General features: G+C 56.5%; 17 protein-coding genes. 4 read left to right on the top strand and 13 right to left on the bottom strand.

Annotation, left to right across the window (positions count from 1 at the left end; translation table 11 throughout):
- Window positions 1-17 precede the first annotated feature (17 nt).
- Genes Q0802_RS22255 through Q0802_RS22225 form a run of 7 tightly spaced genes read right to left on the bottom strand, consistent with a single transcriptional unit; the run spans window position 18 to window position 5,248 of the window.
- Window positions 18-626, bottom strand: a complete 609-nt coding sequence (locus Q0802_RS22255) for an ABC transporter ATP-binding protein (protein ID WP_298922099.1) — start codon at window positions 624-626, stop codon at window positions 18-20.
- Window positions 623-1,372, bottom strand: coding sequence for an ABC transporter permease (locus Q0802_RS22250; protein ID WP_298922098.1), 750 nt, complete (start codon window positions 1,370-1,372; stop codon window positions 623-625). Before Q0802_RS22250 ends, Q0802_RS22255 begins: the two co-directional genes overlap by 4 nt.
- Before the next feature lie 12 nt (window positions 1,373-1,384).
- Window positions 1,385-2,350 carry an ABC transporter substrate-binding protein gene (locus tag Q0802_RS22245; RefSeq protein ID WP_298922097.1) on the bottom strand — a complete coding sequence of 322 codons (966 nt, stop codon included), beginning with the start codon at window positions 2,348-2,350 and terminating at the stop codon, window positions 1,385-1,387.
- Between the two features lie 27 nt (window positions 2,351-2,377).
- Window positions 2,378-2,629, bottom strand: coding sequence for a PepSY domain-containing protein (locus Q0802_RS22240; protein ID WP_298922095.1), 252 nt, complete (start codon window positions 2,627-2,629; stop codon window positions 2,378-2,380).
- 17 nt (window positions 2,630-2,646) lie between these two features.
- Complete coding sequence (locus Q0802_RS22235) at window positions 2,647-3,084, bottom strand: hypothetical protein (RefSeq protein ID WP_298922094.1); 438 nt, start codon at window positions 3,082-3,084, stop codon at window positions 2,647-2,649.
- Between the two features lie 18 nt (window positions 3,085-3,102).
- Window positions 3,103-4,074, bottom strand: a complete 972-nt coding sequence (locus tag Q0802_RS22230) for a YVTN family beta-propeller repeat protein (RefSeq protein WP_298922093.1) — start codon at window positions 4,072-4,074, stop codon at window positions 3,103-3,105.
- Between the two features lie 10 nt (window positions 4,075-4,084).
- Window positions 4,085-5,248 carry an ABC transporter substrate-binding protein gene (locus Q0802_RS22225; RefSeq protein WP_298922142.1) on the bottom strand — a complete coding sequence of 388 codons (1,164 nt, stop codon included), beginning with the start codon at window positions 5,246-5,248 and terminating at the stop codon, window positions 4,085-4,087.
- A gap of 171 nt (window positions 5,249-5,419) precedes the next feature.
- Between Q0802_RS22225 and Q0802_RS22220 the strand changes: the two genes are divergently transcribed.
- From Q0802_RS22220 to Q0802_RS22205, 4 genes are read left to right on the top strand one after another with little or no spacing between them, the layout of a single operon-like run.
- A complete protein-coding gene (locus tag Q0802_RS22220) occupies window positions 5,420-5,908 on the top strand; it encodes a DUF3280 domain-containing protein (protein WP_298922091.1) in 489 nt (162 codons plus the stop codon).
- Window positions 5,905-6,450 (top strand): SRPBCC family protein, encoded by a 546-nt coding sequence (locus Q0802_RS22215; protein ID WP_298922090.1) that lies wholly within the window; start codon window positions 5,905-5,907, stop codon window positions 6,448-6,450. Before Q0802_RS22220 ends, Q0802_RS22215 begins: the two co-directional genes overlap by 4 nt.
- Entirely contained in the window at window positions 6,434-7,375 is a 942-nt protein-coding gene (locus Q0802_RS22210; protein ID WP_298922089.1) for a beta-propeller fold lactonase family protein, read from the top strand. The genes Q0802_RS22215 and Q0802_RS22210 overlap by 17 nt, the downstream gene beginning before the upstream one ends.
- Window positions 7,372-8,184, top strand: a complete 813-nt coding sequence (locus Q0802_RS22205; RefSeq protein WP_298922088.1) for a quinoprotein dehydrogenase-associated SoxYZ-like carrier — start codon at window positions 7,372-7,374, stop codon at window positions 8,182-8,184. The genes Q0802_RS22210 and Q0802_RS22205 overlap by 4 nt, the downstream gene beginning before the upstream one ends.
- 28 nt (window positions 8,185-8,212) lie before the next feature.
- On the opposite strand, the gene Q0802_RS22200 is transcribed toward Q0802_RS22205, so the two are convergent.
- The 6 genes from Q0802_RS22200 to fghA all read right to left on the bottom strand — a co-directional run bounded on the left by Q0802_RS22200 (window position 8,213) and on the right by fghA (window position 13,355).
- Window positions 8,213-8,767 (bottom strand): PQQ-dependent catabolism-associated CXXCW motif protein, encoded by a 555-nt coding sequence (locus Q0802_RS22200; protein ID WP_298922087.1) that lies wholly within the window; start codon window positions 8,765-8,767, stop codon window positions 8,213-8,215.
- Complete coding sequence (locus tag Q0802_RS22195; RefSeq protein WP_298922086.1) at window positions 8,764-9,609, bottom strand: substrate-binding domain-containing protein; 846 nt, start codon at window positions 9,607-9,609, stop codon at window positions 8,764-8,766. Before Q0802_RS22195 ends, Q0802_RS22200 begins: the two co-directional genes overlap by 4 nt.
- A complete protein-coding gene (locus tag Q0802_RS22190) occupies window positions 9,590-10,105 on the bottom strand; it encodes a c-type cytochrome, methanol metabolism-related (RefSeq protein WP_298922085.1) in 516 nt (171 codons plus the stop codon). The genes Q0802_RS22195 and Q0802_RS22190 overlap by 20 nt, the downstream gene beginning before the upstream one ends.
- 75 nt (window positions 10,106-10,180) lie before the next feature.
- The gene (locus Q0802_RS22185) at window positions 10,181-11,980 is read right to left on the bottom strand and encodes a methanol/ethanol family PQQ-dependent dehydrogenase (protein ID WP_298922084.1); all 1,800 of its coding nucleotides are present in this window, start codon (window positions 11,978-11,980) and stop codon (window positions 10,181-10,183) included.
- Window positions 11,981-12,106: 126 nt separating this feature from the next.
- Window positions 12,107-12,508, bottom strand: a complete 402-nt coding sequence (locus Q0802_RS22180) for a cytochrome c family protein (RefSeq protein WP_298922141.1) — start codon at window positions 12,506-12,508, stop codon at window positions 12,107-12,109.
- A 22-nt stretch (window positions 12,509-12,530) separates the two neighbouring features.
- Complete coding sequence (gene fghA, locus Q0802_RS22175) at window positions 12,531-13,355, bottom strand: S-formylglutathione hydrolase (RefSeq protein ID WP_298922083.1); 825 nt, start codon at window positions 13,353-13,355, stop codon at window positions 12,531-12,533.
- Window positions 13,356-13,435: the final 80 nt, after the last annotated feature.

The raw sequence follows: 13,435 nt of genomic DNA, 5'->3' as shown, positions 1-13,435 counted from the left end.
CCGTCTCCGGCGTACTATCAAGCATCGGACGGGGTCAATACAGCGCCTGTAGGCAGAGGTTTCATCACCAGGGTTCTGTTTGCCAGGCGGTTCGCCTCATCTGATGAATGGGTCACAAAAAGCGTGGCCGGGCGGTGCCTCGCAATAAGGTTTTCCGTCAGCGTCAGCATGGTTTCTGCGGTCTCCCGGTCCAAAGACACAAATGGTTCATCCATGATCAATAGCTCTGGACGTCCTGCGAAAGCACGCGCAAGCGAGAGACGTCTTTGTTGACCTAGGGATAGCTGGCCGGGGAAAAGCTGCTCTTTGCCCGACAGCCCGACATCGTCTAGCATATGTACCGCTTCGGAGTGCGTGAGGCCTTTATGGATCAGCGTGAGGTTTGCCAGAACACTGCGCCAGGGCAGCAGGGTCGGTTCCTGAAAGACAATCGCCATCGTTTGCGGTCTTACTATCTGACCTTCAAAATCGGAATCGATTCCGGCGATGATGCGCAGCAGAGTGGTTTTACCGACGCCGGACGGACCGACAAGTGCCACGGTTTCGCCAGCAGCGATTGAGAACGCCAATGCGCCAAGTACAGGCGATGCGCCGAACCGCTTGCTGTCAATGGAAACAGTGATCACGCTTTTCGCCAGCGCGTCACGCGCCTTTCCCAAGGCTGCAACAAAAACCATTCCGCCAGCAACATCACACAGATAAAGGAAAACGCGTAAACCAGCACCATGGCCACATCGAAAAGCTGAAAATAGAGGTGTATCTGAAAACCGATCCCGGAAGAGCGCCCGAGGAACTCCACGACCAGCACGATTTTCCAGATAACGGCCACGCCGCTGCGCGCGGCAGCGGCTATGAAAGGCGCAAGTTGCGGCAGAATGATATGCTGCAAACGGGTGCGCCACCCCAACCGGTACACCTGAGCCAATGCGTCAAGGTTCGTGTTCAACGCCCGCCCCCCTTCGCGCACCACGGTGGCGACATTGGGCACCTTGTTGAGCGTCACAGCGATGATCGCCGCCGCCTCGGTCAGCCCAATCCAGAGATAACACAGGACGATAAGGACCAGTGCCGGCAGGTTGAGAAAAACAACCAGCCACGGATCCAGCCAACGATTGATCCGCTCTGATCGTCCCATGATCAGCCCCAGACCCGTGCCCAGTGTCATGGCCAGCGCAAAGGCCCAAAGCACGCGCAGCAGCGTCGCCCCCAAATGTTCGAACAGCTCACCGGATGACATTTCGGCTCCGAACCGGGGTAGCAAATCCCAGGGCGTTGGCAAAATCTGAGCATCATCCGTCAGCAGCGCTGCCACGATCCAGAGGCCGATCAAACTGGCCATGGATAAAAATGGTGTGAGGCGCGGGCTGTCCATGGCCTCTTCTGGCTACTTTAATTCCGCGAAAAGACCATCCGGGAGCGTGGTCGCCTCACCAACCAGATCAGCGCCTCCCAGTTTGGCCATAAGAGCGAACATCCTGCCCGCCGCTTCCCTGTCCACGCCACCGCGCGCGGGAATGCCGGCAATCCAGTCGGATTTGAGCTGCTCAAACTGCGCGTCAGTTTTTGCGTTCATTTGCGGTCTGACATCTTCCCAAGCAGCATCCGAATTTGACAGAAAGTCCTTGGCCTCGCGGCTAGCGTTGTAAAAGGACTGAGCAAGATCAGGGTATTGGGCGAGCAACGTTTCCTTCACGTAATACCCCAGCAGGGGCGTGTTTGTATCCAGACCCAGCGCCTGGCCTGCCCGCTCGACAGAAACTAGCTCCTTCATGCCAGCGGCTTTCATCTTGGCCAGAAAGTGCCAGAAATTGATCGCACCGGCGTATTCATCGCCGCGCGCAGACTTAAAGATCAGCGGTGGCGCTCCAAAGACCTGTTCGGTCTCGGCCTTCAGATCCATGCCGTATTCCTGCTGGGCGTAGGCTCTCAGGATCAGCCAGGATTTGTCGAGCGGGCCGCCCGCGATCCCGATTTTGCCCCCGGCCAGATCGGAAATATCCTCGGCCGTGCTTGTCTGCGGGACGACCAGGCCACCCACCGCTTTGGAATAGGGGATAAACACATATCCCTTGCCCGCTGCCCGTTGACGCGCCACCCATATCCAGTCGGCAACCGCCATGTCGGCCTCACCCCCTTCGACCGCAATGCGCGTGGCACCGTTATCGGCATAGGGGCTTATTTCCAGCTCAAACCCGTGCTTGGTGTCAAACCCATTGGCCTTGATCGTCGCAAGCTCCCAATTCACCGTTCCGATTTTCAACACCGCAACGCGAAGCACCGGCAAATCCGATGCGGTGGCAGGTGCAAGGGATGCAAGAACCAAAACCAAAAGACGGATCAAAATGCGCATCTGTCATCCCTTCCGAGCACCTGCGCGTTATTCCGCGCGACGGCTCACTTCATTGAGATCCTTGTCCAGTTTGATGTCGAACTGATCCCCACCTTTGCAGATCACATCGTCCAGATCATAGCCATCGTCCTCGACCTCTATGTCATCGGTGTCCATCTGACATTCGACCGACGCCAGATAGGCTTCAATTTTTGCAGCCGTTTCGGCATCGACATGCCCGTCCGCAAAGGCAGGCAGGGCCAAGACTGTGGATGCGACAACAAGAACGAAGGTTTTCATGATACTTACCTCTTTGTTTATTGGATAGAAACGGTAATGGACTGCGCATCACCGGTTGATCCCGGAATGCGAATGACATGCCTGCCCGGTTTGATGGCGATGAACGACAGTTCAGCTGTCCCCGCCTTGTCGAATTCGATTGAATCAATTGCCATGGGTCGGATCTCGATCTTGTTGATGACGATTTCATTCATCCAGATCGCCCGGAAGAAACCCGGTCCTTCAATGGCAAGTTCAGCCGAGCCATCTGCGGTCACCTCAAGCTTATAATAAGCCCCGGATTGCAACTGAACATCCTCGCCCAACGCCTGACCCGACGCCAGCGTCAGCTTGATGGTCTCACCGCGGTTGCATTTGGCCAGCAGACCGGCAAATCCCAGATCATCGCACAACGGTGCGGCACCGACCGGCATGGCCAGAACCCCTGCAACGACGGCACACATCAGTTTTTTCATCTGTTTCGTCTCCCTAATTCAGTCAATCGTCACCACACCCCAGGGCTGTTGGCCCACCTGTATCGAGCGGATGGCCTTTTCCTTGGCGACATCAATCACCGTGATGTCATTGGAATTGCCGTTGGTCGTCAGCAAGTATTTCTCGTCCGGTGTGAAATCGAGTTGCCAGACACGTTGCCCAACCAGAATATAGTCAAGTACTTCAAGGCTTTGTGCATCAACGACAGCAACCCGGTTCGCCGGGCCAAGAGCTACGAACAGGCGCGTGCCATCGGATGTGACCTTGGCCCCCACGGGCTGCAACCACTCAGGCTGCACACCGGCCACTTCAAAGCTGATCTTGCCGATGACTTCCGGCGTGCCGTCCTCTGCGATGTCCATCGCCGTGACCGTTCCGCCAATTTCCGACGTCACAAACAACCGTTTCCCATCGGCCGTGTACTGCGCATAACGCGGGCGCTGATCCACCAGGATGTTATGTTTGATCTTGTAGTCCTCGGTGGAGATGAAATGCGCCATATTGGTGGTTTCGGAGGTGTTGACCACGAATTTCGCATCCGGGCTCATGCCCATGCCTTCGGGCTCCACACCCACCGGCACTTCGGCCAGAACGGTGCGGGTTTCCGTGTCCGTCACCGTGACCAGATTGTCATCCTCATTTGCGATGTAGAGCCGCTTGCCCGATGGCTCCAGAATGAAGAGTTCCGGATCAGGACCAGAGGGCAGGCTTGGCAGTTCTTCATAGGTTACCGCATCAAATACGCGAACCAGATTGTCATCCGACGCACAGACATAGATCTTGCTGCCATCCGGACTTGCGGTAATGCCCCGCGGGCGGTTGCCCGCGAAAAACTCCGTCTCCACTTCCCAGGTGTCCGTGTCCACGACAGTGATCGTGTTGCCGCGCTCATTGGAGATGAACGCCTTGCCCGCAAAAACAGGCCCGGCGCAAAGCGCTCCGATCATCGTTGTCATCAACAGAGATTTCATGGCTGTTCCTTCAGTTAAACGCTGTGCATCTGGATTCCGGGCGGTCCAGCCCCATCGTGTCCAGCAAGGATGTCTGATGCAGGAACCCCTCCTGCGGGCTCACACTGACCGTGATCTTGCCGTCATGGAGCAGGATTGGTTGCCGCAATTGGCCATTCCAGTTGCGAAATGTCACCTTGGTGCCTTTGAAAGCGGCCAGTTCAAACGCATCAGAGACGGCATAGTCACGCACGCCGTCCGGCTCTGCAGTGTTTGCACGTGTCACGGCCTCGCCGATCACCCGCAGTGCCAACCAGACGTTATAATCTTCGGGTTTTGCATAGCGGCCCGTCAATTCTTCGAAACGCGTCTGATACTGCGTGGCCCCCCAAGCCTCATGCGCCCCATGGAAAGTGGTCGGCACAAGGCCTCCCGACCCCATGACCGGGCGCGGTGTCCAGAGATGATAACTCAGATAACGCGCAAAAAAATCCGTGCCGTCCGCCGCAATCACCACATCATGATCGTCCGCCTGTTGCGTGAACATCGGCAATTGGCGCTGCACCAGGACATGACCGGAATCGGTTCGGCGTGACCCGCCCGTATCCTCGAAAACGCGGTCTTCGGTGATTTTGGCACCAAATTTTCGCGCCGATTTCCGAAAAGCCTCGGCAAGCGCCACATCTTCCGGATTGGACCCGGAAATCAGGAACCACTCATCCCATTTTTTCCAGACGGCGAACTGCGCCACCGCATCCGCATTCATCGCATTGCTGGGCGCGATATGCAGCAGGTTCGCGCGACATTGGTCATCGCGTAGGGCAATATCCGGCGCAGATGCGTTGAAAACCAGCGCGCCAGCCGCCGCCGCCTGATCCGTTAACCGGGCCAGATCATCCCCGTTCGACTGGACCACAATCAGGCGAATACCCTGATCCAGTAAGGCGCCCAAAGCCATCTCTGCGTCTTCCGGCGTCACAGCCCGTGTCACCGTTTCGTAAGTATGACCCAGAAAACTGCCAGTTGTGCCGTTGTCTTCATCCGCAAGCGCTGCGCCCGCAAACCCAAGATCATCCGGTCGCAAATCATACCGGCTGATGGGCAGCAACACAGGGTAATCCACGCGCAGAACCGCCGCTTTGACGTCAATTGCGAAGGCAGAGCCAGCAAATGAACCCAATGCGATCACCGCCATCAGCAGCGCGGAAAATTTCGGCACTTTATCCTCCCCCGTCTGCTATACTGCAGATCGAAATCTTATCCTCGGTCAAGCTCGGAAATAGAACCGATACTTTTGGCCGGGTTGTGGTGAGCAGCCTAACACCCACACGATGAACCGCGATTCTTATTTTTTAAGAATGGACCCATGCGCCTGTTTTTGCTTATATTTCTCTTTGCGCCCGCTATCTGTAAGGCACAGGAGAAAGTCGCATTTTTTGGTCTGACCTTGTTGGACACATCTTTGCAAACAACCGAGCTCGGGCAGGATCCAGCGGAGCTTGAGCGCCTCGCAGCGGTTGAAAAAATCGTCGCGGACCGGTTTGAGCAAGAAGGTTATGTCCTGCTCGAACTGGACCCAGTGCGCAAGGATATTGATCGCTATGTGAACCTGGCCAAATGCTACGGGTGCGACACCCGGATTGCGACGAAGCTCGGGGCCGATTTTGCGCTGGTAGGAGAAGTGCAGAAGACCTCCAACCTGATCCTGTCGATGAACCTGCAATTGCGCGCCGCTGACACGGGCGAATTGGTCAAAGGTGGCGTGGTCGAGATTCGCGGCAACAATGACGAGAGCTGGTATCGCGGCATGCGGTACATCCTGAAAAACCGTTTCTTTGTAAGGGAGAAAAAATGAAAAGACGTTCACTTTTACTGACAGGGCTGGCAATCGGGTTAATACCCGCGCTGGCCCTGGCACATGGACCCACCCGGCAGAAGGTCACGTTGACGACTGAGGTTGCTGCGGACCCTGCGGAGGTCTGGGAGGTCGTGGGCAATTTTCAGGACATGTCCTGGCACCCCGCTGTTTTCTCTTCGACGGGCGAGAATGGAAATGACATCGACGCCACCCGTGTCTTGACACTGGGCGGTGCTGACGGGCCGACGATTTCCGAAATCCTCTACAAATACAGCCCCGACAATATGAGCTATTCCTACCGGATCACGGATGTGAAGGTAGAAGTCCTGCCCGTCACCAACTATTCGTCGCATCTGACAGTCAAACCCCGGGACGGCGGCGGCGCGGTGATCGAATGGCGCGGTGCGTTCTACCGGGGTTATCCAAACAACGATCCGCCGCCCGAGTTGAATGACGACGCGGCGATTGCTGCGGTCACCGGCGTCTATCAGGCCGGTCTGGACGCGTTGGTCGAAAAGCTTGGTGCGCCGGGTTCGTAAACTGGCTCTGGGCCTTTCGCTGGCTGTCGGGTCTGCCGCAGCTGGCGATCTGGCTTATGTAACTTGCCAGAACGGCGACGCGCTTTTTGTGCATGATCTATCCTCGGGGGCGACCGTCAGGGAGTGGTCCGTACCGGGTAAACCTGCAGGTATCGCGCTCACCAAAGGATCCGCCTATACGGTTTCACCCGACAGCAAGACCCTGCGCCGATTTGCGACAAATACCGGCGATGTTCTTGCCATGACTGAACTTGATGGCGGACCGATCGGTGTTGCGCTGGATGCTACGCGGCAACGCCTGTTCGTCTCGGATTGGTACAACGCCCGTATCTGGATACTGGCAGCCGATACTCTTGCCCTGCAAGGCGAACTCACCGTCGGTGCCGCCCCCGCCGGTCTCGCTGTCTCCGACGACGGAAACTTCATCGCCGCCGCAGAGCGAGATGAGGATCAGGTCGCCGTTTTTGACGCCGAAACCCTTGAGCTTTTGCACACCGTCCCTGTTGGTATCCGCCCGTTTGGCCTGCGTTTTGCCCCCGACGGCCGGCTGTTTGTCGGCAACGTCGGGAGCAACGACCTGTCAGTCATCGACCCCGGCGACAGTAAGGTGATTGCGACTGTCCCCGTCGGCGAACGTCCCTACGGGATCGCCTTCGCAAATGAACGCGCCTTTGTCACCAATCAATATGAAAACACTCTTAGCGTAGTTGATCTTAAGACTTTGGTTGTGATCGACACAATCGACACGGGCGATTATCCCGAAGGCATTGATACCAGTTCTGACGGTCGTCAAATCATCGTGGCAAACTGGTTCGACAACAGTTTGACGATAGTCGACGCAGAGAGCCATTCTGTGTTAAAGACTCTGGAAACCTGTGATGGCCCCCGCGCCTTCGGGGAGTTTGTTCTGGGAGGAGAACCATGAGACACATCCTGCTGGCAGCCGCTTTTGCCTGTGCTGGTGCCTCGCCGGCACTAGCCACCGGAGAAGCCTGGGACTCGATCAAAACGCAGCTTTATGGTGAACGTGCGCTGCTCAGCGGGCAAAACGTGATCGCAATCGATGCCCCCTATCGCACCTACGAGGACGCGCGCACCGATCTGGCCGCCCAGATCATTGCACCAGCGGGCACGAATGTGGCCAAGGTTACGGTGGTACTGGATGAAAATCCGATGCCTGTCTCCGCCGTCTTTGCGCTCGACCGGCCACAGCCTAGTTTCTACTTCGATATTACAATGCGCATCAACGGCCCGACGCCGATGCATGTGGTGGCAGAAACAACCGATGGCCGCGTCTTTGTCTCCGAAGCAATGGTGAAAACATCCGGCCAGGGGGCCTGCGCGGCCCCCCCCGGTACCGATCCTGAACTGGCGCTGGCCTCTCTGGGCCAAATGGATATTCAGGTGGCTGACGTAACACCGGGCATTGCAAGCGGCAAACTGACCTCTTTGGCCTCACGTCTGAACCGGATGGACCTGGATATCTCGCATCCATCGCATTCCGGCATGCAGATGGACCAGATTTCGCTGCTCTTCATTCCAATGCGCTATGTCGAAACCGTGGACATTGATCTGGATGGTGCGGGTTTTGTGGAGATGACAGGCTCAATCTCGCTCTCTGAAAATCCGCGCGTGGGTCTGTCGGTACCACGTCGCACACAAACCGTGGATGTCACCATGACCGATACCAGCGGTACAGTCGCGACCAAACACAAGACCCTTCCCGGGTTCTGAGTTCTGATCAACCGGGTTTAACGGCAATTCAGTTTCCGGCTTGTGGCTGTCCGGCTTCCGGTTCGACTTTCTCAAGCGGATAATCCCAGAGCTGCCAGCCATCAGTGCCTTCGGGCAGCCAGTAAACCGACGTATATCCCCATTCAATCGCGCGTTTGGCCGCGTTCCAGCTCATCCAGCAATCTTCAAGACAGAAGATAACAAGCGGGTGGTCAATATCGTCTCCCGTCGCTTTTTCCAGCCCCTCGCGAAAATAGGCAGCGGTCACATCGGCAATCGCCCCGTAGCCAACGTTGGGCAACCAGATCGCTCCCGGAATGGTATGTCTCGGTTTATCGCGCCAGATGGTGCCTTCCGGCAGATTGGCTGGTTTGGGAGGTTGCGGCAAGACGTCGATAAACCCGGCTGTCCCTGCAACCCATAGTTCGTGGGCCTCTTCTGGTCCAATCACCGTCCCACCGGTCAACGACCCCGGCACGGGATCGCGGTAATGGTCCATGCGGTATTCTTCAGGTTCCGGCACCGTCTGGGCAGGAACGCTCAATGGCAGCAGCACAAACGCCGCTGCGAGAAGACGGATCAATTAGAAATCTCCAGCATTTCGGTACCCAAATCGCTGGCAAGGGGCACCCCTGCGTCCGACAGAAGCGCATTGATGTCATCCTGATTGCGCCGGATCAGGGAGTTCAGCTTGCGCTGCCAGACCTTCTCTCCCTGCCGCACCCCCATGGTGATGCGGAAAAACAGCCGGGGCGGAAGCTCTTCCCGGATCAGCGGCACCACCTTCAGATCAGGATAGTCAGTTTTCACCAGCGGCGCCCCCAATGGTCCCCACAGAATGGCCGCATCAATGTCACCCGCAGCAAGATCGTCAAGCATATCAACGGCAGGGCTTTCATGTCGGCGATCGACAACCAGATTATACGCCTTCGCCCGCGCAATCAGACCATTGCGCGCCAGATGCGCCGAGGGCGGCGTTCCTGCGATGATCCCGATGCGCTTGCCTTTCAGCACAGGGTCCGAAAGGGATTGAGCAGCGGCCAGATCACCCTCCTTAGGGACGATCAACGTGTAGACGGATGTAAAATAGTGATTGGTGTTCAAAACCAGTTCATGGCCTTGGGCATACCCAATGACCAGATCGCACTTCTTGGCTTTCAGCGTGTTCCGAATGAACCCCGTCGCCATCGGATACCACGTGTATTCGACCGGAAGCTCCAGTTTGGATCCAATGAATTCTGCCAGCTTGTTCTCAAAACCGGTCTCGTCTTCGGACGACATCGGAAAGTTGGCGGGGTCTGCACAGACACGCAAAGCACTGTTTGACACCAGGTCAGAGGTTTGCGCCCCAACAGACCCCGCAAGGGAGAAACTCAGGAGTAACGCCGCAAGGTAGCGCCGTGTTTTATGTGCCCAGACAGGCATTTTCATCCTCGCGAATGATTTCGTTCTTGGGCTGTTTCTTGCCCGGACGGCCCCGTGGCACCACATCCGCACCGCGCGCTTTGAGATAGACATATATGTCATCAAGATAACACATCACATTGGGGTTCTCGCCAAAACCGGGCATCACCGAGTTTTCAGCAGCCCCTACGCGCTTGCGACCGTTGGTCACAACATCCACGAAATCATAGTAATCCATGTCAATGGCCGAAACCTTGAGGGCCGGGGCATAGGTCGATCCTTCGCCTTCGGGTCCATGGCACACATGGCACTCCGAATGGTATCTGCGGAACCCGGAATATGTTGGCCAGTCGACGGTGCCGTCTTCGTCCACGCTGTAGGTCGGCACATCGTCTTCGGTATAGTATTTGCCATCTTCGGAATAGGCGGCTGTCAGGTTGTCCACCTCATCCGCCGTTGCCAGAAGGGGCATTCCCACGCATAGGCACGCAGCAATAATGCTTCCTGTCGTTTTCATCAATCTCACCCGTTCATTGTTGGATCGGCGCGACCAAAACAGGCCGCGCCGCTCAGTGTTCAAAGCAACCGCCGATCAGTTTGGCAGAGCGAATACGGTCAGTTGACCGCCCAGTGCCGTATAGTCGCTAAGTGCAGCGTAACCGCCCACAGCGCCCAGACCGTCGTTGGGGTTGGTCAGACCAGCCGCAAGGCCGATGCCAGCCCAGCCGCCAACACCCGACAGGATGCCAACATACTGTTTGCCGTCGGATTCGTAGGTCATCACGTTACCGATGATACCGGATGGTGTCTTGAAGCGGTAAAGCTCTTCACCCGTCTCGGAGTGCACGGCTTTCAGATGGCCTTCGAGCGTGCCGTAGAAGACGACATCGCCAGCAGTTGCAAGTGCGCCTGACCAAACAGAGAACTTCTCTGGGATCGACCACTTGATTTCACCAGCGACGTTATCCCAGGCAATGAAGTTACCCATACCACCGTGGCTGTCAGGCGCAGGATACATCGCAAGCGTCGCCCCTACATATGGCTGACCGGCCGTGTAGGACACGCGGAACGGTTCATAGTCCATGCAGACGTGGTTTGTCGGCACGTAGAACATTTCCGTTTTCGGCGAATAGGCCGCTGGCTGCTGGTCCTTGGTCCCAAGAGCCGCCGGGCAGATGCCGGTGGAGTTCACGTCTTCGCCGTTCTGCTCTGTGGAGTACTGAGCCACAACCGCCGGGCGACCATAGGTGTCGGACGCAGGATCCATGTCCACGCCAGTGGTCCAGTTCACGACCGGGTCAAATTTCTCAGCGACCAGAAGTTCGCCGGTGACACGATCCATTGTGTAACCCAGACCGTTGCGGTCAAAGTGCGTGAGAAGCTTGCGCTGCTCTCCATCAATTTCCTGCTCCGTGAGGATCATTTCATTGATGCCGTCATAATCCCACTCATCGTGCGGGGTCATCTGGTAGAACCACTTGGCTTCACCGGTATCGATGTCGCGCGCCATGATGGTCATGGACCAACGGTTGTCACCCGGACGCTGGGCAGGGTTCCATGTGGAAGGGTTGCCCGTGCCGTAGTAGACAAGGTTTTCTTCCATGTCTGCCGAATACCAGCCCCATGTGGTGCCGCCACCGATCATCCATTGATCACCTTCCCAGGTGTTCGTACCGGAATTTTCGCCAACGGGTGTGCCCAGATGAGTGGTCGTTTCAGGATTCACCAGGATATCGCTGTCCGGACCCATGGAATAGGCGCGCCATTCCCGCTCGCCGGTGTTGATGTTGTAGGCCGTGACGGATCCACGGACACCAAATTCACCACCAGAGATACCGACAATGATCTTGTCCTTGACCGGCAGAACCGTCGCTGTATTGGTCTCGCCGATCGCCGCATCGCCGTTCTGGGCTTCCCAGATCACATCTCCGGAAGCCGCGTCCAGCGCCACGATTTTCGTATCAGCCTGATGCAGGAAGATCTTGCCTTCCGCATAAGCGACACCACGGTTTACCGTGTCACAGCACATGACCGGGATAACATCCGGGTCCTGCTTTGGCTCGTACTTCCAGATGATCTTGCCTTCGTTCTTCAGATCAAGCGCGTAGACAATATTTGGAAACGGCGTATGCACGTACATCACATCATTGACGACCAGCGGTGACCCTTCATGGCCGCGCAGAACGCCTGTGGAAAATGTCCAGGCCACCTGCAGGTCGCCCACGTTTTCCGCATTGATCTGATTGAGCTCAGAGTAGCGCTGGTTTTTGTAATCACCCGTCTGGATCGCCCATTGTTTTGAGTCGGCCATCTGGGATACGAGATCGTCATTTGCGTAGGCAAGCCCTGCGCAAAGGGCGATCCCGGAGGTCAAAAGCATTAGCTTTTTCATTATAAGTGCCTCCCTAGTATGCGGCGGAATTGCCGCGGTAGTGACATCCAGCCCCACATCGGGGCTTTACGTCAGGTCTTTCCCGCCGGGGTCAGGCTCTCCTCCCGATCCGTCGGAAAACTTGGTCTACGATCCTTCACCCGCGAAGGTCGCCAGATACGCGATTACGTTCATTCGGTCGTCTTCCTTGCGCAAACCGGCAAAAGACATCTTGGTGCCTTTCGCATAGTTGCGCGGCTTTTCAAGAAACGCTGCCAGTTCTTCAGGCGTCCAGGTTTTCCCCTCGGCCCCCAGACCCACCAGCACATCCGAATAGTTAAAGTCGGCACCCGATGCGATAGCACGGTCCACAACGCCATTCAGCGCCGGTCCCACCTTGTTTTCAGCGCCTTCACCAACAGCATGGCAGGCCTTGCACTTGCGAAAAACCTTTTCACCTTTTTCGGCGTCGCCAGTGATATGCCCATCCGCGCTGGCCATCATCGGAAGCGCGATCAGACATCCTGCGGCAAGTACCTTATTCAACATCATATACCTTTCTCAATTTACGTCAGTTCAGACGTGCAGAGTGCCATTCCACATGGTCTCGTGCAAAACTGTTTACGAAAAAATACGAGTGGTCGTATCCCTTCTGCATGCGCACCTGTCCGGGCTGCCGTCTGCGCGCCATCATGTCTGCCAGCGCTTCCGGTTTCAAAAGATCAAGGAATTGATCATTTGCCCCCTGATCCACCAGGAGGTCACCTTTCCAGCCATGCTCTTCGAGCAAAAGCGTTGCATCATGCTCGGCCCAGGTCGACTCGTCATCCCCCAGATAGGCACTAAGCTGCTTGCGTCCCCAGTCCGATTGGGTCGGATGCGCGATCGGCGCAAAGGCGGACAAAGATTGGAACAGATCAGCGTTGCGGATCGCGATGGTCATCGCCCCATGCCCGCCCATCGAATGGCCCGTGATACCGTGTCGGTCCTGAACCGGCAGATTTTCGATCACCAGGCTGCGAAGTTCATTCACGATATAGTCGTACATCCGAAAATGCGGCTTCCACGGATCGCGGGTCGCGTTAACGTAAAAACCTGCCCCCTGTCCCAAATCATAAGCTTCATCATCGCTTACATTGTCACCACGCGGGGAGGTATCCGGGAAAATCACCGCAAGCCCATGGCGCGCGGCATGTTCCTGAAAACCACCCTTGACCATGGCATTTTCATGAGTGCAGGTCAGACCTGAAAGATACCACAGAACAGGTACCGGCCCGTCTTCTGCCTGCGGCGGAAGATACGCGGCAAAGGTCATTTCGCACCCACATGTATTTGAAGGATGCTTGAAGACTTTCTGGCTGCCGCCGAAGCTTCGGTTTTCCGATAGTATTTCCATGCTCCCCCTAGAACTCGACGACGGCTCTGATGGATTTGCCTTGGTGCATGAGGTCGAACCCGTGGTTGATCTCATCCAGG

Source organism: uncultured Roseobacter sp., assembly GCF_947495275.1.
GTDB lineage: Bacteria > Pseudomonadota > Alphaproteobacteria > Rhodobacterales > Rhodobacteraceae > Roseobacter.
The sequence above is the reverse complement of the archived record's forward strand: the minus strand, read 5'-3'. Positions and strand labels throughout refer to the sequence as shown.

What these genes read in the sequence shown, in the direction of transcription:
- Q0802_RS22250 (WP_298922098.1), bottom strand. Translation starts at nt 1,372, where the DNA reads ATGGACAGCCCGCGCCTCACACCATTTTTATCCATGGCCAGTTTGATC.
- Q0802_RS22245 (WP_298922097.1), bottom strand. Translation starts at nt 2,350, where the DNA reads ATGCGCATTTTGATCCGTCTTTTGGTTTTGGTTCTTGCATCCCTTGCA.
- Q0802_RS22240 (WP_298922095.1), bottom strand. Translation starts at nt 2,629, where the DNA reads ATGAAAACCTTCGTTCTTGTTGTCGCATCCACAGTCTTGGCCCTGCCT.
- Q0802_RS22235 (WP_298922094.1), bottom strand. Translation starts at nt 3,084, where the DNA reads ATGAAAAAACTGATGTGTGCCGTCGTTGCAGGGGTTCTGGCCATGCCG.
- Q0802_RS22230 (WP_298922093.1), bottom strand. Translation starts at nt 4,074, where the DNA reads ATGAAATCTCTGTTGATGACAACGATGATCGGAGCGCTTTGCGCCGGG.
- Q0802_RS22225 (WP_298922142.1), bottom strand. Translation starts at nt 5,248, where the DNA reads ATGGCGGTGATCGCATTGGGTTCATTTGCTGGCTCTGCCTTCGCAATT.
- Q0802_RS22220 (WP_298922091.1), top strand. Translation starts at nt 5,420, where the DNA reads ATGCGCCTGTTTTTGCTTATATTTCTCTTTGCGCCCGCTATCTGTAAG.
- Q0802_RS22215 (WP_298922090.1), top strand. Translation starts at nt 5,905, where the DNA reads ATGAAAAGACGTTCACTTTTACTGACAGGGCTGGCAATCGGGTTAATA.
- Q0802_RS22205 (WP_298922088.1), top strand. Translation starts at nt 7,372, where the DNA reads ATGAGACACATCCTGCTGGCAGCCGCTTTTGCCTGTGCTGGTGCCTCG.
- Q0802_RS22195 (WP_298922086.1), bottom strand. Translation starts at nt 9,609, where the DNA reads ATGCCTGTCTGGGCACATAAAACACGGCGCTACCTTGCGGCGTTACTC.
- Q0802_RS22190 (WP_298922085.1), bottom strand. Translation starts at nt 10,105, where the DNA reads ATGAAAACGACAGGAAGCATTATTGCTGCGTGCCTATGCGTGGGAATG.
- Q0802_RS22185 (WP_298922084.1), bottom strand. Translation starts at nt 11,980, where the DNA reads ATGAAAAAGCTAATGCTTTTGACCTCCGGGATCGCCCTTTGCGCAGGG.
- Q0802_RS22180 (WP_298922141.1), bottom strand. Translation starts at nt 12,508, where the DNA reads ATGTTGAATAAGGTACTTGCCGCAGGATGTCTGATCGCGCTTCCGATG.
- fghA (WP_298922083.1), bottom strand. Translation starts at nt 13,355, where the DNA reads ATGGAAATACTATCGGAAAACCGAAGCTTCGGCGGCAGCCAGAAAGTC.